The 19842-nt window shown below is 44.3% G+C and carries 13 protein-coding genes; 9 read left to right on the top strand and 4 right to left on the bottom strand.

Annotation, left to right across the window (positions count from 1 at the left end; genetic code table 11):
* Window positions 1–58: 58 nt before the first annotated feature.
* From QUB12_RS33210 to QUB12_RS33195, 4 genes are all read right to left on the bottom strand, one after another.
* Window positions 59–1765: a sigma-70 family RNA polymerase sigma factor gene (locus tag QUB12_RS33210; RefSeq protein WP_333310451.1), complete on the bottom strand. Its 1707-nt coding sequence runs from the start codon at window positions 1763–1765 to the stop codon at window positions 59–61.
* Window positions 1766–1967: 202 nt separating this feature from the next.
* Window positions 1968–3131: a NarL family transcriptional regulator gene (locus tag QUB12_RS33205; protein ID WP_333310449.1), complete on the bottom strand. Its 1164-nt coding sequence runs from the start codon at window positions 3129–3131 to the stop codon at window positions 1968–1970.
* Between the two features lie 336 nt (window positions 3132–3467).
* Entirely contained in the window at window positions 3468–4616 is a 1149-nt protein-coding gene (locus tag QUB12_RS33200; RefSeq protein ID WP_333310447.1) for a hypothetical protein, read from the bottom strand.
* A gap of 70 nt (window positions 4617–4686) precedes the next feature.
* On the bottom strand, window positions 4687–4899 hold the full coding sequence (locus QUB12_RS33195) for a hypothetical protein (RefSeq protein WP_333310445.1): 213 nt from the start codon (window positions 4897–4899) through the stop codon (window positions 4687–4689).
* 891 nt (window positions 4900–5790) lie between these two features.
* Here QUB12_RS33195 and QUB12_RS33190 point away from each other — a divergent pair.
* The 9 genes from QUB12_RS33190 (at window position 5791) to QUB12_RS33150 (ending at window position 19741) form a co-directional block, all read left to right on the top strand.
* Window positions 5791–5928 carry a pirin family protein gene (locus tag QUB12_RS33190; protein WP_333149344.1) on the top strand — a complete coding sequence of 46 codons (138 nt, stop codon included), beginning with the start codon at window positions 5791–5793 and terminating at the stop codon, window positions 5926–5928.
* 239 nt (window positions 5929–6167) lie between these two features.
* Window positions 6168–7019, top strand: coding sequence for an ABC transporter permease (locus tag QUB12_RS33185; protein WP_333310443.1), 852 nt, complete (start codon window positions 6168–6170; stop codon window positions 7017–7019).
* Between the two features lie 176 nt (window positions 7020–7195).
* Window positions 7196–8608 (top strand): ABC transporter ATP-binding protein, encoded by a 1413-nt coding sequence (locus tag QUB12_RS33180; RefSeq protein WP_333141163.1) that lies wholly within the window; start codon window positions 7196–7198, stop codon window positions 8606–8608.
* A 361-nt stretch (window positions 8609–8969) separates the two neighbouring features.
* The gene (locus tag QUB12_RS33175) at window positions 8970–10469 is read left to right on the top strand and encodes a methyltransferase (protein WP_333141161.1); all 1500 of its coding nucleotides are present in this window, start codon (window positions 8970–8972) and stop codon (window positions 10467–10469) included.
* A 42-nt stretch (window positions 10470–10511) separates the two neighbouring features.
* On the top strand, window positions 10512–15860 hold the full coding sequence (locus QUB12_RS33170) for a glycosyltransferase (RefSeq protein ID WP_333310441.1): 5349 nt from the start codon (window positions 10512–10514) through the stop codon (window positions 15858–15860).
* A complete protein-coding gene (locus QUB12_RS33165) occupies window positions 15817–16830 on the top strand; it encodes a class I SAM-dependent methyltransferase (protein ID WP_333141157.1) in 1014 nt (337 codons plus the stop codon). The genes QUB12_RS33170 and QUB12_RS33165 overlap by 44 nt, the downstream gene beginning before the upstream one ends.
* Window positions 16821–17537, top strand: a complete 717-nt coding sequence (locus QUB12_RS33160; protein WP_333141155.1) for a class I SAM-dependent methyltransferase — start codon at window positions 16821–16823, stop codon at window positions 17535–17537. Before QUB12_RS33165 ends, QUB12_RS33160 begins: the two co-directional genes overlap by 10 nt.
* Before the next feature lie 222 nt (window positions 17538–17759).
* Window positions 17760–19040 carry a glycosyltransferase family 4 protein gene (locus tag QUB12_RS33155; protein WP_333101594.1) on the top strand — a complete coding sequence of 427 codons (1281 nt, stop codon included), beginning with the start codon at window positions 17760–17762 and terminating at the stop codon, window positions 19038–19040.
* A 116-nt stretch (window positions 19041–19156) separates the two neighbouring features.
* The gene (locus tag QUB12_RS33150; RefSeq protein ID WP_333141153.1) at window positions 19157–19741 is read left to right on the top strand and encodes a DUF1802 family protein; all 585 of its coding nucleotides are present in this window, start codon (window positions 19157–19159) and stop codon (window positions 19739–19741) included.
* Window positions 19742–19842 lie beyond the last annotated feature (101 nt).

Genomic DNA, 19842 nt, shown 5'->3' with positions numbered 1-19842 from the left:
AATTAATAATTAAATGGGGTCGCAAAATCAAAAATAAGGGTAATGATTGTATCACAGTTTAAATGTGCAACAGCTTAAACACGATAGCAAATACCAGACAGGTTGCCACAGTGCTTAATGCAGCGGCGGGGATGTTGAAGGCGAATGCTTCTAAACCGGCTTCGGCAGCAGCTTCAGCGAGATACAAAGCGAACCTAGTAAACAAGAAGCCAAGACCGTCAGCGATGATGCTGGAAACCGCTCTGGCTACAATATAGGCAATCACTGACTCAACCAAAAAAGTGGAAAGGGTCAAATTGTAGGTTTGGATACCGATAATTTGACTTGATTTACTATAGGTGCCTACTTGAACCACAGCTTGATAGGTTCCGTCCTTAGCTAAGGAGTTACTTTCGGTGTAAGCCCACATAGACCCAGTCTGGGACCAGCTCATATAGAATTGTTTGCCATCTTTTTCAACTTTCGTCCAAGCTTTTTCTTTATTTTGTGCAACATTGTCATACACTGCTTGAAGGTCTTTCTGAGCGTTTGCTTCCAACTTTTTGATTTTGGCAAAGTCGTTACTTTGATAAATTTCCTTCACTGCCTTGTTCGCCAACAAAATAGGGGTACTCTCGGCACTGACTTCACCTTGTTTCGGAGAGGATGAGATACCAGCGTTGGCATGATATGCCCGGTACTTGGGTAATTCAAGGTGGGCAGGTCCGACAATTTCCACATCACGGAAGAAACTGGGTAAGGACTCTTGATTCACAGACATTGGGTTCATAGTTTTTACTTTTTCCTTCTCTATAAGTCCTTGTTCTGTATATAGGACGATTGCCAAAGTCAACTTCTGAATTTTTGGGTTTAGTCCAGCTCCGTAAAAAGGATACAGAACTCGTCTAGACGATAAAGGGCTCACTTCACCCAGTACCGCCTCAACGTGCCGACAACCATCTCTCTTTACTTCTAACTTCCCATCATTAGTTGCCGCAACCATCACCGACTCAGAGTGCTGCACATCACGCACTTCCTCGATCGCATCCTTACCCCCAACACTTTCCACTTCCTCCACCGCAACAGATAACGTCACCGTCTCGCCCACAGTCGCTTCAACTCCCCCATTCCCCTGGGACATTTCCCCAATTGCCGACTCCGTTGCTGCCGATGGAACCGATTTATCCGTATCCGTCCCCTCCTCCTCGATAAAATATCCCCTCAACTCCTCTCGCAGAATAGCCCGCGCCTGGGATATGCGCTTGCAGACATTCTGGTAGGAAATCTCTTGCTGTTGGACAATCTCTGGATAAGACAATTCCTGATAAAAGTGCAGGATAAACGTCTCGCGCAATCTTGTTGGTAAATTGTCAATCGCACGACGAATCACAATCCTTTTCTCGCCAGTCTCCAAAGCAATTTCTGGGGTATCCTCACTCCGTAGCAGTCCTTGCTCCTCATTAGATGCGTAACCTTCTATATCTTCAACTCGATTCGCCCCCCGACTGCGTTCACGATAAATGTCCACGCACAGATTGCGAGTCAGCGTCGTCAGCCATGCCTTAAAATTATTAATTTTCCCGGCAAACTTTTGCACCTTTTCCCAAGCCTTGAGCATCGCCCGACTCAAGGCATCTTCAGCATCAGTCGGGTTCCCCCCCATCCACTTAATGCAGCAACGGTGAAGATAATCTTGATACTGCTGCCATTGCTGCCAAAACCCTTTCCCTAAATCTTCTGAACTTCCCCGCAGGGACGACACACTAACTGTTTGATTATCTGACATAAATCAATAACTGGTAGCGAACACAATTAAGGCGAAATAAGACAATAAACGACTGGCGTGGCACAGCTAAAATAGTGCAATAAATTATCAGTTTACTTCTGACTTAATCAAGGTTTTTCTAATGCAACATTTAAAGCGTGTCACGCCATTACCGTGCTTTAGTATCGAGATTCTAGTGCGTACTCATGGTTAGGAAGCTTTCTTATCCCTCAAGCTCATCTTCTTCCAAAGGTTCAGTAAAGCCGTATTCTTCCAGTTGACCGTCCCGCCGCACATCGCAAGTTACACAGTGAAATGACCCGCCGAAGGTATAAACGTGACGGAAATCAACCGGAATTACTTTAAATCCCAAATCTTTGAGGAGTTTCTGCATAGGTTCTTCCTGCTTTTCCACAAAAATTGTTTCGGGATCTAAGCTCAAAATATTCATGCACACCCAACTGCTACACATATACATCGGCCAGTTGTCGGGAAGGGTGGAGGGGGCCGCATCCACTAATTCCCAGCCAGCTTTCTTAAAAAGCTCGGTTTGAATGCAACGTCTTGCGGGGTTCACTAATGCTAATCCCGGTCGGAGTGGTACGAGTGAGGCATCAATGTGCATGGGATTGAGGTCTGGGAATTTGACCACATGAACCCGGAATTGGTCGCCTAGATGCCGTTTGAGCCAGGTAATTCCTATTTCGTTAGTGACGTGACTGCGCTGCACAAATAAATCTCGCCCAAAGCGTACAATATCAGCAGCATCAAAACTGGGTTCAAGTTCTCTCGTCACAAATTGCCCTTTTTCGGTGAGAGCATACCGTCGATCGATGGGTTTTGTGGCGTACTCAAGATCGTAAAATTCGTCTGACATGGAAGGTTTAGGTGCCGGTGTCCACTTTGCCCCCCGTCGCAGGTACTCGACCATTAAGGAACGGTAAGCACGGTATTCAAAAAAGCGCGATCGCCAGGCCATCGGTGCTTCAATAATTTCATTGCCAACGACGATCAGCACATCGCGGGGCATCGTGGCATAGAAACCGGAAGCTTCAAAATCTGGGGTTTTGTAGGTCTGGGAAAAGTCGATGCGATCGGGTCGTCGAACAGTGACCCCTTCAGCTTCTAAAACCTGACAAAACTCGTTCAGTTCTTTAGAGGCAGCTTCCACAAGTTCTTGGGGGAAGGGTTGACCGCCATACTTTTGGAAAAACCACAAGTTTTGGGGGGATGTATTTGTCAGGAGGGCAGGCTCTAACTTCGGAACTACCGCGCCCTCTACGCAACCCACAATGACTTCTTTGAGAGGGTCCCATTCGTTGTAGCTGTTAACGACTGGAAGTTGCCGTTCAGATACTATGTTAGGGATTTGTTTCAACTGCAACACTTTTTTTACTCCTGTAATAAAGTTAAAGGTTGTTTTTTTGATTTGCTACATTCTAAAGACGATTTCAGAGAACATTTTCTGATTTTTTTGCCAATAAATTTCCAAATAATATCAAGAAAGTTATTTTCTATTTTTGATTTAAAAATGTCAATAACGAATATTTGGCTCATCAATTACCCTAGAAGATAAAATGAGCCATTTTTGTTGATATCGCCTTCAATCAAAAATACTTATCGAAAATCAAGGAAGGCTGTTTTACTGTTTTAAAACAGCCAATCTCTAGGAAATTGTCACCAGCTTCAGTTTTTGACTAGGACAATAAATGTCGGTGTACTTTCACGCTGATTTGTTCGCCAGTTGTAACTGGGTAGACTGTCTAGCAAAAGCCTCAGCGATCATTTCTGACATCAGTTGTGCAAACGGGATGCCAGCAAGGTGCAAGATCGTGCCAACAGAAGTAGCGCCAAGATCGTTATCATCGAACGTAGAGAGAGGATAAGAAGAAATACCACAGTTAGGATTCACCTCCAAAACAAACAGTTCTTGGGAGGCTGTGTCCATGCGTATATCTACCCGTGCATATCCATTACCACCAACTGCACAATAAGCCAGCTTACTTAACTCACAAAGCTTGTCATGCAAGTCAGAACCAACCAGTCCGTAACGGCAAAACGGTTCTTCTGGTGAAAAGAGAGAGCCTTCTTCGTATTTTGTCCAGTACCAATCGTAAGCCAAAAAACGTTGAGTTTTAGGGAGATTGGAGTGAAACACCCGTTCCGCAGGTGGATAGATTTTGATACTCTCTGGCTGCTGGCTGGAACCCAAAAGAAAGACTGTAAACTCACGACCATTGATGAAGCGTTCCACAAAAATACTGTCCGGCGGGAATTGCATATCATGCTGTCCTTGGAGCAATCGCTGGAGTTGTAAACTCACCTGTTCATCGCTTTCGACAACTGACTGCAAAGAAATCCCTCGGCTTGCAAAAGAAATCGCTGGTTTCACAATCAAAGGAGTACCAAGACGTTCGCAAACTCCCTGAACGTGGCTAGGGTCTGCAATGACTTCGTAGGGAGCCGTAGCTACATCCTCCTCAACAAAAGCACGCTTCATTCTGAGTTTAGATGAGCAGAGATAATCAAAGGTAGAATCTGCACCCGTAAAGAGAATGCCTTTTGCTTCCAGTAGTTTGATGACGCAAGTGCCAGGGAAGTTGGGGTCTTCATTCCCAGCACAATAGTTCAGTACCACTGGAACGTACTCCTTGCTGGAAGCAACCACCTCCTCAACAACTTCGTGCATATTTTCAAAAGTGATTGGCTGCCACTTCCACTTGATGCCGAGTTCGGCAAATACATCTGCCAGTTCTTGACGAGTCGCAGGGGTGTCATAGTCTTTACTCTCCCATCCTTTTTCTGTAAGGCGGTAAGGAATAAACGCCCAAACAAACAGCTTACTGCTAGGCACAGGCAATTTCTGAAACATCGATATTTTCTCCATTAATTGGTTGCCGAACTGTGACATGAATTCCTCTTTGTTGAATCAAATCTGTAGGTTAACCAGTAACAACGAGGCACCCTTTATCCATCACAAACATGACATCTTCACGCAACGCATGAGCCATTTTGTGGGTAATGACAATCACTGTACATTTCTTGGCAATGCGCTCTAAAGTTGTCATGATTTCCACTTCTGTTGCGGGGTCTAATGCTGATGTAGCTTCATCCAGAATTAGACTCACTTTCACTTGGAAGACAGCTAACTGCACCCATTGTCCTCCCAAATCTTTCGGCACCTTTCAAAAAGTTGGCTCAGTACGAAATTTATTACCGGACGCTGCTATTGCACCCATACGTCCGCTATTGAATGCCTTGGCAGCAGTAATACTCGGATTTTTCGAGCTACTACCCTCTGTAGATTCAATTTAATCTTTTTGCAGCCCTTACTCCTCAGTTTGGTTTTTGTCATCTATCTTTAGACATACTTAGCTTAATTCTTTGGATAGATGCTTGTCAAGGGAAATCAATAAAACTTGTGTAAAGGAAACGTCATGGAAGGTAAAAATTCAACATTTCCTGGTTTGGACGTGAGTAACGTAGAAAAAGCTTGAGAAGAAATGCCCCAATTTACATTCACTTCGAGAGCAAATAGTTCTTGAGATAATTGGTACATTTTTATATCCCTCCGCCCATAGGGGATTTACTGATATAAAAAAGATGGACGCACTATTCTGTAAATTACGAGCTAAACAATAGCCGTAATTTCACGCTCGACGTGTGATCGCGGCCACTGTGAATAGGTCAGTAATTAAGTAGAAGCCCCTTTTGTAGCGTTAAACCCTGACTATAACTGTATCGTTCAAAAGTTATGAAAGGCTATTAATTGCTTCCACAGCTTTTGAGACGCATCTTATCTCTATAATATTTCCCCTCCCCTGCCTTTGTAAGTCGGAAAAGTCGGATCTTAAAGTCGGAAAAGTCGGATCTTACATAATCTATCGAGCTCAGCTTAGGTGAATATCGGCAAAAAAATAGTTGCACGCTATATCACAACTTGTCTCTTAGTAGCCTGATTTTTTTAATTTCCTAACTTTTCGCTTTGTTGCTAGTCGTTAGTGTCGGGAGTGTTCAAGAAATCCGTCAGGCGTGCGGTGAACTAGATGACGGCCGGGCGAGGCATTGTCCACTCCGAACGCACGCCCCAGGACGAGCTCCGTAAAGAAGCCATCCTGCACGGCATCCAAACCTGGGTGGCACTTCCCGATGAACACGAAGGGCGTTGCTTAATCAGGGTATGAAAAAAATAAGTTGAAAATCCAGAAGCTTTGTAGATACTGGTTTCTAGGATTTGCATATTTAGTCTTTCATACCGTAAATCAGCAACGCCGAAAGAAGAAGCCCAAGCCAGGGTGGCAGATGCTTGATCAAAGCGGCGGGGCTGTGGAATAATTGCGGTTTAGCAAAAGCTGCACAATTGTAGCTTGAGTTGATTTAGGTGTGAAGCTAGTGAACGAGGGCGAAAAAATTGCAGAGAACTGTGAAAGGAGTTGCCCAAAAGGCCCGAAGGCTGGGTGGCCGGCGGCCGACAAGTACGTCCCGGCGGTGGGCGAAGCTGAATCTGCTGGCAACCTTGGTGCGCCGGGACTTGGAATCTCAATACAAAGGCTCGATTCTGGGCAATTTGTGGCCGCTGCTGAATCAGCTATCGCAATTGGTGATTTACACATACGTATTTTCGATCGTCCTCAAGGTAAAGCTCAGCCTTGCAGGCTTCCCAGAAAACAGCGACATTACATTTGGAGTCTGGTTGTTTGCAGGTTTGCTGCCTTGGACTGCCTTCACCAGCGGTTTGATCAAGTCGGCAGTATCGGTGGTGGGGCAGCCGAATTTAGTAAAAAAAGTGGTATTTCCTCTCGGTTTGCTGCCCCTAGTGCCGATTTTTACAGCTTTTCTTGAAAGTTCTCTGGGTTTAGCAGCTTTGATTGTGATAGTAGCAGTGTCGTCGCAAAAGCTCAACGCTACTTTATGCTTGCTGCCGCTGGTGTGGATACCTCAGTTGCTGATAACTGCTGGTTTGGGATATTTGACAGCGGGCTTGACTGTATTTTTGCGAGACATTCCTCAGACATTAGGTGTTATTCTAAATTTTTGGTTTTATTTGACGCCGATCGTCTACCCAGCATCCATCATCCCCCAAGAGTGGCGAGCGTGGATATTTTGGCTGAATCCAATGGCCGCCATCTCGGAGGTTTATCGAGACCTCATACTGCTTGGAGAAGTTAAGCATTGGGGCGAATGGGGTGTCGCCACGCTAATTTCTGCTGCTATATTTTGTGGAGGTTTGGCGGTTTACCGACGTTTGCGTCCCGCTTTTGCTGACGTGCTGTAAATTTGTTTTAGAGCTAAAGTCAATTCTTCAATCTAAAATCCCCATAAAGGTGTTTGCAGCAGCGGAATGCAAGTCCTCATAAAAATCCGAGGACGGTCGTACTCACTACAAACCTATTTTTAGTTCGAGCGGACATAATATCAATCTAAAATCTAAAATCTAAAATCTAAAATCGGATGACAGAAAATGTAATTTCACTAAAAAATGTTTCCAAATGCTTTAAGCGGTACGATCGTCCCGGAGACCGCTTAAAGGAAATTATTTACCCCAGCAAAAAACTTGCTGACGAATTTTGGGCCCTGCACGACATCAATCTGGAAATTCCTCAAGGACAAACTCTGGGAATCGTCGGTCGCAACGGTTCGGGAAAAAGCACTCTCCTGCAAATAATTGTGGGTACGCTGACTCCTACCACAGGAAGCGTCGAGGTTAAAGGGCGAGTCTCCGCTTTGTTGGAACTCGGAAGCGGGTTTAACCCGGAATTTACCGGGCGACAAAATGTGTTTTTTAACGCTCAGTTACTGGGATTCAATCAAAAAGAAACTGAAGAAAAGTTTGACGATATCGCTGCTTTTGCTGATATTGGCGATTTCATCGAACAGCCCGTCAAAACTTATTCTAGCGGTATGTTTGTCAGGCTAGCTTTTGCCGTTGCGACTAGCGTCGAGCCAGATATTTTGGTGGTAGACGAGGCGCTTTCGGTGGGCGACGAAGCTTTTCAACGCAAGTGTTTTGCCCGCTTGCAAAGCATTCAGGAAGGTGGCGGAACAATTTTATTTGTTTCTCACGCTGCTACTTCTGTGGTGCAACTTTGTACGTCCGCGATTTTAATGGATAGCGGTGAATTGCTGCTCGCTCACACGCCGAAGGTGGTAATTTCTAAGTATCAAAAGCTGATTTATGCCGATCCGGATCAGGTTCTGGGGTTGAAGTCAGATATTCGCACTCTGAACCAACTGACAAAACAGGAAAGTCAAGACCAGCTTCAGGATGCTAATTTAGAAAGCACAAAGAGGGAAGTTAAACCGGAGCAACATCTCTCTAAACCCAAGGAATATTACGATGAATTTTACGATCCGGGGATGATACCGTCGAATACGGTAAGGTATCCGTCTCGCGGAGCGGAAATTATCAACCCCCACATCGAGACGCTGAAGGGGAATGTGGTAAATCACTTGATCGGCCGTCAAGATTATATTTATACTTACTCTGTCACTTTCTCGCGGTCAACTTCCAAAGTTAGGTTTGGAATGTTGATTAAAACAATTAGCGGTTTTGAGTTGGCGGGTGCTTCTTTGAAGGCTTCTACTCAGTCAGTTAGGTATGTGGAAGCGGGAACGACAATTGTAGTGAAGTTTCATTTTAAATGTTTGCTGAATCCCGGTGTTTATTTTCTGAATGCTGGGGTTGTGGGAACGGTAGATGGAGATTTAACTTATCTGGATCGCTGCGTTGATGTGGCGATGTTTAGAGTTCAGTCTTGTACTGAGTCCTGCGGTAACGGCATCGTTGACTTGCTGATCGAACCGTGTTTAACTGTTGTTAATGCTGATACTCTAGTGAAAGAGCAGTCAACAGAGGTTATCTAAAATTCTGTAAAAACAGTCAGGAACCTCAGCCTGAAGGCATGAGGCTTGAAAGAGAAATCTGACAAGCCGTTCTGACGGGCCTAAGTCTTAACTGACTACGTTTTTTGAGTCACGACACCGGGAGAATGCGTAGCTAGTTCCTTGCTCTGTCGCTGAAGGTTAAACAGTTCTAAGGTCACGCTTTACAGTGCTTTGGGCCTAACAAGCTCACTAAACAAAGGCGCGTGCTAACTTTACTCCTTCATGAGATTGAGGCAACCATACCTCACGCCTTGGGGCAACCATACCCCTCCACCCCACAAAAGTTTTAACTCAATGTAAAGCCGTCCTAAAAGGACGGGGTTTCTAACCCATATTTCTGATGAGCGAGATCAATTTAGATTTAGTAGAAAATCCCGTAATCAAAGCATTTATTCAAGATCAAGCTAAGTTTCCCGAAAATTTTAAACTGAATATCTGCGAAGACGATGAAATGTATTTGTTCAGCTTGAACAATGTCAAAGACGATCTCGATCAGGCTTTGGTGCGCTATTATGCGATCGGGCGCAGCGTCCTGGCTACGGTTAAACAAGTTGTGGAATGGCATTTTGGCAGTTTTGAAAATGTACCGTCTTTTCTAGATTTTGCCTGCGGTTACGGTCGATTTACGCGGTATTTGATTCAGGAAATGCCGCCGGAAAAAATTTGGGTTTCTGATATTTATGCTAACGCGGTCAAGTTTCAAAGTGAATATTTGGGCGTCAGCGGTATTGTCTCGACGGGAAAACCAGAAAATTATTTAATTGACCGAAAGTTTGACTGCATTCTGGCTAATTCTTTTTTCAGCCATATGCCGGAAAGAACTTTTACGAATTGGCTCCAAAATTTGTATGATTTGTTGACTCCTAGCGGCATTTTAATGTTCAGCGTTCACGATCAGTGTTTGCTGCCGTCTCACATAGAAATGCCTGCCAACGGTATTTTGTTTAGTCCCCAAAGCGAAAGTCAGTCTTTAGATAAGGAGGAATACGGCACAACTTATGTAACAGAAAAGTTTGTGAGAGAAATTGTTGAGGAAGTTAGCGGAGGCAAAGCTTTTGTTCACCGCCTCAAAAAAGGCATCTGCAGGTTTCAGGATTTGTATGTTGTCACAAATCAGCTAGTGAGAGATTTTTCGGAGTTGGAATTTAATCACCAGCCGGGAGGATATATTGATGTGGCTGCTTTTACGAGTAAAGGTAGTTTATATTTGGAAGGATGGGCGGCTGATGTGAATCTCGACGGGCGAATTGAGGAGGTGCAAGTGCTGGTAAACGGTGAGGTTGTGCAGAGGTGCGAGCCTTTTTACGATCGCCCGGATGTGGCTGCATATTTTCAAAAAGATGCGATTTTGCAATCGGGTTGGAACTGTTATGTACCCAAAAATACTGTGACGCCACAGGATGTGTTAATCGTCAAAGCAATCAATAACTACGGTGGGGAATGGATTCTGGAAACTTGCACTGTTAACTCGCTGATTAACCAAAAACAAGCCCAGTCTTTATTGGGTTCTAGTCAGACTAAACTCAAATTACTTGAGACTCAGTTAGAGTCGGCTAGGATAGAAGGGGAGCAAAGTCAAAGTAAGTTAATGATTACTCAAACGGAGTTGCAAGACACTCAAACTAAATTAGTTTCTGCTCAAAGGCAATTGGAGCAAACTCAAAATCAGTTAGTATCTGTGCAAACACAGTTGGAGAAAAAAGAAAATCAGCTAATTAATCTCAAGCAAGAACTAGAGCAAGCGAAGTGTCGGATTTTGGCAATGGAAACCAGCAAGTTTTGGAAGCTGAGAAGCGCGTGGTTTCAAGTCAGGCGATCCCTGGGCTTAGCGGGAGAGTAGCGAGTAAATTGGGTGTGGGAATTAGGGCGAGGGAGAGAAATTGTGAGTACAAATGACAGCAAACCGTCGGTTTTTATTGTTACCGGAATGCACCGTTCCGGTACGTCTTTAACAGCTTCTTTGTTTCAGAAAGTCGGGGTTGATATTGGCAAAAAGTTAGTGGGCCCCGCTGACGGAAATGTGAAAGGTCATTTCGAGAATGTTGATTTTGTGGAGTTTCACAAAAGTGTGTTGCGATCGCACGGTATTGATGAACTCGGATGTACGTTGGAAAAAACGATTCCGGTAGCACCAGAATACGTCGAAATCGCCAAAAGGGCGATCGACCAAAATCAACTTCCTCACAAACATTGGGGTTGGAAAGACCCGCGAACAGCCCTTTTTTGGGATTTTTGGCTGACTTTACTCCCCGAAGCTAATTTTATCTGTGTTTATCGATCGCCCTGGGAAGTAGTCGATTCCCTTTACCGCCGGGGAACCGATGTCAGCTTGCTGCAAAATCCCGAAAAGGCAGTAAAAATGTGGATTCACTACAATCAAAAAGTTTTAGAACTTTACGAACGTTTCCCCCATCGCTGTCTCCTAGCCAACGTTTACCCCATCGGCAACACTCCTGAACTTTTCCTCCATCAAGTCAACGAAAAATTTAATGTTAACTTAGGTGCGATACCGGGCGACAATTTTGAAGAATCTTTATTAGTCAACGATATTGTCAAAAGTCACAGACCTAGTTTAATAGAAAAATATTTTCCCGAAGCATTAGAACTCTATGAACTTTTGGAAACTCAAGCTGGCAATCTGAGCAGCGAATCGAAAGGTGCGATCGATCGAGTTATTAATTTCCCAGCATCTCCAGTCTGGCCATTTGAAGATTGGCTAAAAATCCGCTTGCTGGAAAAGCAGCAAAAAACTAGCTCTTCCGAACTCAAACAGTGGCAAGAACAATTTCACCAGGCCCAGGCGAAAGTGTTGGGATTAGAGACAGAATTAGGAGCAACTCAAGTACAGCTTGCAGGCAAAGAATCAAATTTTCAAGAAGCTTTAGCAAAACTCCTCGGATTAGAAACAGAATTAGGACAAACTCAGGTACAGCTTGCAGGCAAAGAATCGCACTTTCAAGAAGCTTTAACAAAAGTCTTAAAATTAGAAGCAGAATTAGGGCAAACTCAGGTACAGCTTGCAGGCAAAGAATCGCAATTTCAAGAAGCGTTAGCGAAACTCCTCGGATTAGAAACAGAATTAGGACAAACTCAGGTACAGCTTGCAGGCAAAGAAACGCAATTTCAAACAGCGTTAGCGAAAGTATTAGAATTAGAAGCAGAATTAGGGCAAACTCAGGTACAATTTGAAGAGACTGAATTTATATTGCAGCAGAAGTTAGCTGAGTTACTTCAGTTAGAAACAGCACAAAGTCAAAATCAGGAAAAATTAAAGGAAACTCAGGAAAAATTAGAACAGTACCGCCAGGAAAATGAAAATTTTCGGGCAGAACTTGCTATAATCAAGTATTCAATATGGTGGCAACTGAGAGAAAAGTTGTGGGAAGTTCAGCGCAAAATCCGCGACTGGTTCCCGAAATTTATTTTTTCGTTAGATCGACCCACTACTTGGCAAGTTTGTGATTCCAACCTGCTAATTGTCGGCTGGGTTTTTAACCAAAAAAGAGAGACTACAGCAGTCCGCGCCAGAATTAAAGACCAGAGTTTCCCAGGCGTTTACGGCATAGATAGAAGTGATATAGCGCTAGCACACTCTAATATTCCGGCGGCGCAGAAATCAGGTTTTACAATTCAATTGGAAGCGCCTGCCGGACGGCACGAAGTGCTACTGGAAGCGCAAGACGAGCGAGGTAAATGGCATTTGTTGGCCGCTTATCCGTTGTTAGTTTCAACGATTCAAGCATCGTTAGATGTACCGGTGGTGTGGGAACAGCGTCAGGGTCAAATTTTGTTTGCAGGTTGGTGCTGCCACCACGATCGCAAAATTGCTAAATTAAGCTTGTGGTGCGGCGATACTTCTGTAGAATGCGCCTACGGTTTACGGCGAAAAGATGTCGGCGAAGTGTTTCCCGATTGGGTTAACAGTTCGGAAAGCGGTTTTGAGGCCCTTGTCGATTTGCCGCCTGGGGAATGGCACGTTTCTCTGCAAGCTGAGTTAGAAACCGGGGAAATCTTGTCTTTTCAAGCGCCTAAAATATTGACAGTGCGGCGCTACCATATCTGGCAGCGAAGTGCAGATAAGTTTGAGGAGTTATCAAGGTTTACAGCCGCAATTCAGCAGCGGGCGAAGGAAAGAAAGCAGCGTCTTGGTAGAATTTTGCCTCTGCCCTGGGAAATTGTGAAAGTGCTCCGCCAGTTGGGGAAGATTTATCGGCAGCAAAAACAGTTTAGTGCGCCGGGAGATTTACTGCCACCTGCGGGTTTTGTGGTGCCTCAACCTATTGATAGGTATGACGCTTGGCTGGAGGTGAATCAGTGGAACGATCGCGCGCGCGATTACTTGATTTCTCGGTTAAAATCCTGCCAGGAACCCCTGCCAAAAATTTCGGTAGTAATGCCAGTTTACAACCCGCAGATAGATTTTTTAGAAAGTGCGATCGACAGCGTAATCAATCAAGTTTATCCAAACTGGGAACTCTGCATTGCCGATGATTGCAGCACCGAATTTACTGTTGCTGAAAATTTGAAAAGCTGGGCCCAAAAGGACGATCGTATCCGCATCACATTTCGTACAGAAAACGGCAACATCAGCGCAGCAACCAACAGCGCCGCCGCCCTCGCAACAGGCGACATCATCCTGTTTTTAGACAACGACGACGAACTAACCCCCGACGCATTAGGCGAAGTCGCCCTATATTTTGCCACGCATCCAGCCACCGATTTTCTCTATTCCGACGACGACAAAATAGACACTAAAGGTCGCCGATTTGCCCCGCAATTCAAACCCGAATGGTCGCCGGAACTGCTGCTTTCCTATATGTATCTCGGTCATTTGTGCGCCGTAAGAAAACACATTTTTGAACAAATAGGCGGTTTACGGATAGGTTTTGAAGGCTCGCAAGATTACGATTTTGCCTTGAGAGCAACCGAAATTTCTCGCCACGTCGCGCACCTGCCGCTAGTGCTGTATCACTGGCGAACCGCACCCGGTTCTACAGCCATATCTGGGGCAGCAAAACCCGCCAGTTTTGCCGCAGGTCAAAAAGCCATTCAAGACGCACTAAACCGCCGAAAAATTAACGGCAATGTCGCTCAGCACGCATGGGCGATTAAAGAAAATCTGGGCATATTTGCCCAGGATTTCCCGGATAACGGCCCATCAGTAACGGTAATTATTCCTACTAAAAATCAGCTAAAATTGCTGAAAGCCTGTCTGGATTCTCTAGAAACTACAACCTACAAAAATTATCAAGTTGCCGTCATCGATAACGAAAGCGACGACCCTAAAACTCTGGAATATCTAAAGCAATTAAATTGCCAAGTTTTGCATATAAAAAATCCTGGGGGCAAGTTTAGTTTTGCAGCAATTAACAACCGCGCTGTCGAACAAGTTGATAGCGAATATGTGTTGTTTTTGAACAACGATACTGAAGTAATTAACCCTCGCTGGCTGAGTCAAATGGTGGGATATGCTCAAATTCCCGCAGTGGGTGCAGTCGGCGCGCGGCTTTTATATCCAGACGGCAGAATTCAGCACGCGGGCGTAATTCACGGGCTGCATCACGGTTTGGCGGGTCACGCTTTTAAGCTGATGAACAGTGAAAATCGAGGCTATCTTTCTCAAGCGATGGTAACGCGAAATTACTCTGCGGTAACAGCCGCTTGCACCATTACTCCGCGTCAATTGTTCTTAGAATTGGGCGGTTTTGATGAGGAGAATTTTGCTGTTGCTTACAATGATGCAGATTACGGATACCGACTGTTAGAACGGGGTTATCGGTGCGTATATTGTCCCGATGCGGAGTTGTTGCACAAAGAGGGAACTTCTAGGGGTTTTACCGACAATCCTCAAGAAGTGGCAGCTTTTAGGCGCAAGTATGCGGGCAAAAATGACAGTTTTTACAGTCCTCACTTGTCTTTAGAAGATGAGTATTTTCATATTCAACCTCGACGGGTTTTTATGAAGGAAGAAGAGAGAAGGAAGAAGGAAGAAGGAAGAGGGAAGAAGGAAGAAGGTTATACATTGGAAGTTTCCGATTCTGGTTTGTTGGTAGCAGAAGCAGAGAATTTGATTCATCCTATCAGAGTTTTGATGTGCAGCAATTCGCTGGATTTTACGGGGGCGCCGCTGCATCAGTACGAAGTTGCAGTGAAATTAGCGGCTGAGGGTGTGATTAAGCCGATCGTACTTTGCGTAACAGACGGGCCCCTGCGTCAAGCTTACGAACAGCAGGGAATTGAAGTAATTGTGCGCGACAATCCTCTCGAACACATCTACCAGCGCGATGCTTATGATGAAGCCATCCGCAGTTTTAGCCAAGAAATTGCAAGTTTAAAAGTAGATGCAATTTATGCCAATACTTTAGAAAACTTTTTTGTAGTGGATGCCGCGTGGCAAATCGGAATTCCTGTGGTATGGAACGTGCACGAAAGCGAACCTTGGCAAACTTATTTTAACAGGTTTGGTTCGGAGATTGCGGCGAGAGCTTTAGAGTGTTTTCGCTTTCCTTACAAAGTGATTTTTGTGGCAGATGCAACGCGGGACAGGTATTTGCCTCTCAACAGCCACCACAATTTTACCGTGATTCACAACGGCTTAGATTTGAGCAAACTGGAAAATTCGGAGAACTCTGAATTGGCTAGAAAAACTTTAGGTGTTGCAGCGGAAGATGTGGTAATTCTGCTGCTGGGAACGGTATGCGAACGCAAAGGACAGCAGGATTTAGTTAAGGCACTTTCTCTTTTGCCTGACAAATGGCACAATAAAATTAGGTGTTTTATTGTGGGCGATAGACCGAGTATTTACAGCAATAAATTAGCCGAGTTGGTGGGGGAATTGCCAGCCGAGTTGCGGCTAAGGGTGACAGTAGTCCCGGAAACAGGGGAGACGGGAAAATATTACAAAGCCGCTGATATTTTTGTTTGCACTTCTCGCGTCGAAAGTTTTCCAAGAGTGATTTTGGAGGCGATGGCCTGCGATTTGCCAATTATTACAACGCCAGTTTTTGGGATTAAAGAACAAGTGCGACCTGGAATTAATGGTTTGTTTTACACGCCCGATCGCCCAGAAGAACTAGCGGCCTCACTGCATAGTTTATTGGAAGATAAATCTTTGCGCCAGCGGTTAGCAGAAAATGCTAAATATGTGTTAGAGTCTTTGAATAGTTTTGCAGAAATGACTCAAGCTTATGGTCAAATTTTTAGAGAAGGTTATTTTACTATTAAAAAGTAATCGTTCAAGATTCAATGGTAAAAAAGTATGGCGTCAAATTTCCAGCATCACGGAAGAGAACACATCCAATGAATTAACAGCTAAAAATTACTGGGAGACTAACCCAACAGCCGCAATTGGGAAGCAGGGTTACTGGTTGTCTAATCCGATTATCGAAAAAACTATCAACCATCGGCTGTCAGGTGGTAATACTCAAGGTTACTGGCTAACCTGGTTAGTCAAAAAATATTTAAAAAATCGACGGTTCGATCGTCTTTTGTCGATTGGTTGCGGTGTGGGAAATCACGAGATTCTCATGGCTAAATTAGGATTAGCAACTCAAATTGATGCCTTTGACTTTTCCGAAAATTCTTTAGAAATTGCTAGACAAGATGCCGCCGCAGCGGGAGTAGAGATTAATTTTTATCAAGATGACTTTAATTTGTTTGCGGTTGATGATAATAAAAAATACGATGTAGTTTTTTGCTCTGGTTCGCTGCATCACGTCAAAGAACTAGAACGATGTCTATCAATTGTTCAGAAATGTTTAAAACCCGATGGATATTTTATTGTCAATGAATACATAGGAGATTGCTACAATATATATAATCAAGCTCAAGTGGATGTGATTAATCGCATTTACAAATGTTTTCCCGACACGCTAAGGTCGGGAACAACTGAAAAATTTTCTAGTCCAAGTATTGAGAAAGTATTGGCGAGAGACCCTTCAGAAGCAGTCCGGTCAAAGCTGATACTTCCGTTTTTAGAATTCTACTTTGATGTGGAAGTCTTGAATCTAGCCGGTGGGGGGTTACTTCACGAACTTTACCCTTTTTTAGATCACGCTCGACTTTCAGACGGAGAACCAAAGAGTGAAACGATCGTCAGGTTATTGCTGGAGATTGAACAAATCTTAATGGATCAGCCGGGAGGACTATCAAGCGACTTTTGTTTGTGTATTCTGAGACAGAAAAAAAAACAATGGAAATAATACCGCCTAAAGTAGATTATGAAACGGCGTGGGACAGTTACGCCCAACAGTGGCAAAAAAGTAATACCGAACTTGCCCATATTGGCGACGAATGGATAGGGAAAGCGGCCGGTGCCGCTAACTCCCTAGCAGAATATGAATCCTTGATAGAACAGCAATTTATTGCACCGTACATCAAAAAAGAACATAGGGTTTTAGAAATTGGTATCGGTGGCGGAAAAACAGGTTCGCTGTTGCTGAAATATTGCGATCGACTAATTTGTGCCGACATTTCCAGTCAAATGCTGCAAGCCGCCCGATCGCGCTTGGGAGACGATCGCGTTTCTTACGTCAAACTCGACGGTTTAACATTAGACGGCATCGCTCCAGGTTCAGCCGATGTCTGCTTTTGTTACGATACAATGGTACACGTAGAGCCAGTAGATATATTCAACTACCTGACTCGAATTCCCAAACTGCTGCGGGGCGATCGAATTTGCGTCTTTCACCACGGGAATATTCTCAGCGAATTAGGGTGGCAAAAATTCGCCAGCGAGTGGGACAAAAACCTGCTGGGACGCAGAGACGGCACAGCATTTTCAGTTATGACTGATACAATCATGGAAAAATTTCTCCATCATTTAAACTATGAAATTATCCTGAAAAATACATCTTCAGTACCGCGAGATTGTGTCTGGATCTGCAAAGCACCAACCCCCAATCAATAAAACCAAAGCTTTTTAGCCGCCTCAAAATATTTTATTCCAACTAACAACAGACAACAGTCAATCGATTTTAGATTTTAGATTTTAGATTTTAGATTGTTATCAGTCAACAGTCAACAGTCAACAGTCAACAGTCAATCGATTTTAGATTTTAGATTGTTATCAGTCAACAGACAACAGTCAACAGTCAACAGTCAACAGTCAACAGTCAACAGTCAACAGACAATGAAAGCATTATTTCTCCATCCCAACTTCCCCGCCCAATACCGCCACATTATCACGGCTTTAGGCGCAGATCCCAAAAATCAAATTGTTTTCGGCACTAAAAACGAGCGCCCAGAGTGGAACATTCCCGGCGTGCGGAAAGCAGCATTTACCCCCAGCCGGGAACCCCACGCGCAGACTCACCAATACGTCCGCCCTTTAGAAAGTGCCGTCATCTACGGACAAGCCGTATTTAGAATGGCAGAACAACTCAAAGCAGACGGTTTCGTACCCGATATTATCTGCGGACATTCCGGTTGGGGGCCGACATTATTTGTCAAAGAAGCTTTTCCAAATACACCGCTTTTGTGCTATTTCGAGTGGTTTTATCATGCTATTGGTTCCGACGCAGATTTCGACCCAGCGGAACCTTTAACAGTTGACGATATGGCCAGAATTAGAATCAAAAATGCGCCGATTTTGATCGATTTATACTCTTGCGATTGGGGTTTATCACCAACTTATTGGCAGCGATCGCAATTTCCGCCCGAATTACAACAAAAATTATCCACACTCCACGACGGCGTAGATACCGATTACTTCAAACCCGACCCCGGTGCTAAACTAATTTTGCCTAACTTAGACTTGTCTGGCGTTGATGAAATTGTCACCTACGTATCGCGGGGAATGGAACCTTACCGAGGTTTTCCCGAATTTATTGAGTCGATCGCCTATGTACAAGAACGCCGCCCCAACTGTCACGTCGTAATCGTTGGTTCCGAAAGAGTTTGTTATGGGCGTTCTTTACCCAACGGCGAGTCTTACAAAGACTATATGCTCAAAAAAGTACCCCTAGATTTGTCGCGAGTTCACTTTGTCGGGCCCCTACCTTACGGGCTTTATCTAAAAGTAATTCAAGCATCGGACGTACACGTTTATTTGACCAGACCTTTTGTGCTATCTTGGTCTATGATTGAATCTCTATCAACCGGATGTTTAGTAATCGGTTCCGACACAGGGCCAGTCAGAGAAGTTATCCGCGACGGAGAAAACGGTTTGCTAGTCGATTACTTCTCACCGAAACAAGTAGCCGATCGCATTGATGAAGTTTTAGACCATCCTACCCGCATGGCCGACATTCGCATCAAAGCCCGTCAAACCGCCCTAGAACGCTACAGTTTAGCTAAAATGCTGCCGCAACATCTACAACTGATCGAGCAAGTAGCAAATCGTTCCATGCCGCCTACAGTTGGTATGGAACCAGAACGCGAATTAGCAGCATCTTTTGCAGTGAGAATTTAGCAATAAAGGGTAGTCCTGCATAGTCAGGACTACGCCAATTTTAACAGGAAAAAGTGGCTGTACTTGCTTGAAAGTACCGATTTTTGTTACTATTGTTAAAACCCAACTAAATTCCCATGAAATCAACTACTAGGGCGCTGAAAGAATGGAATGTAGCAGTTAATGCTTTGGAACAAGGTCAAACGATTGTGCTGTTGCGGAAGGGGGGAATTCGCGAGCAAGCAGGACAGTTCAATGTCACTGACAAACAGGTTTTGCTGTATCCAACTTTTGAACACCAACAGCCGGATTTATTAAAGCCGGAGTTTGCACATCAAGTCAATACTGTCGAATCTGGTTGGCATCCTGAAGTTGTTAGAATTGGCAGTTGGGCGGAGATTACCGATGTTTTTTTGGTAGCTTGGGAACCGGCAATTACTGCGCTATTTCCGTACCATATTTGGAATGAAAATTTTGTCAGCGATCGCCTGAAATGGAAACAAAATCAGCCAATTTATATTTTATTGCTGCGGGCTTATCGCCTTGCAGAAATCCGCGAAATTCCCTACATTCCTGAATACGGCGGTTGCCGTTCTTGGATCGATTTGGCCGATGCTATTTCGCTGGAGGGAAGCCAAGCTGTTTTGAGCGATCGAGAGTACATTGAACGCTCAAATGAAATCCGCAATCTGATAGCAAATCCTGCGAATGCTTCTGGTTAGCAGATAGTGACAACTCTGACGAAAGGTAGCCAGGATTTTAGTCCTCATTAGGATCGCGAATTAAATAACTTACAATTTTAATTGTTATTGTGGGATGGGCG

This window comes from Microcoleus sp. B7-D4, assembly GCF_036705125.1.
Classification (GTDB): domain Bacteria; phylum Cyanobacteriota; class Cyanobacteriia; order Cyanobacteriales; family Microcoleaceae; genus Microcoleus.
Note: the sequence above shows the minus strand (reverse complement) of the source record. Positions and strands in the feature narration are given on the sequence as shown.

What these genes read in the sequence shown, in the direction of transcription:
- QUB12_RS33155 (WP_333101594.1), top strand. Translation starts at nt 17,760, where the DNA reads ATGAAAGCATTATTTCTCCATCCCAACTTCCCCGCCCAATACCGCCAC.
- QUB12_RS33200 (WP_333310447.1), bottom strand. Translation starts at nt 4,616, where the DNA reads ATGTTTCAGAAATTGCCTGTGCCTAGCAGTAAGCTGTTTGTTTGGGCG.
- QUB12_RS33165 (WP_333141157.1), top strand. Translation starts at nt 15,817, where the DNA reads ATGGTCAAATTTTTAGAGAAGGTTATTTTACTATTAAAAAGTAATCGT.
- QUB12_RS33210 (WP_333310451.1), bottom strand. Translation starts at nt 1,765, where the DNA reads ATGTCAGATAATCAAACAGTTAGTGTGTCGTCCCTGCGGGGAAGTTCA.
- QUB12_RS33180 (WP_333141163.1), top strand. Translation starts at nt 7,196, where the DNA reads ATGACAGAAAATGTAATTTCACTAAAAAATGTTTCCAAATGCTTTAAG.
- QUB12_RS33160 (WP_333141155.1), top strand. Translation starts at nt 16,821, where the DNA reads ATGGAAATAATACCGCCTAAAGTAGATTATGAAACGGCGTGGGACAGT.
- QUB12_RS33175 (WP_333141161.1), top strand. Translation starts at nt 8,970, where the DNA reads ATGAGCGAGATCAATTTAGATTTAGTAGAAAATCCCGTAATCAAAGCA.
- QUB12_RS33190 (WP_333149344.1), top strand. Translation starts at nt 5,791, where the DNA reads ATGACGGCCGGGCGAGGCATTGTCCACTCCGAACGCACGCCCCAGGAC.
- QUB12_RS33150 (WP_333141153.1), top strand. Translation starts at nt 19,157, where the DNA reads ATGAAATCAACTACTAGGGCGCTGAAAGAATGGAATGTAGCAGTTAAT.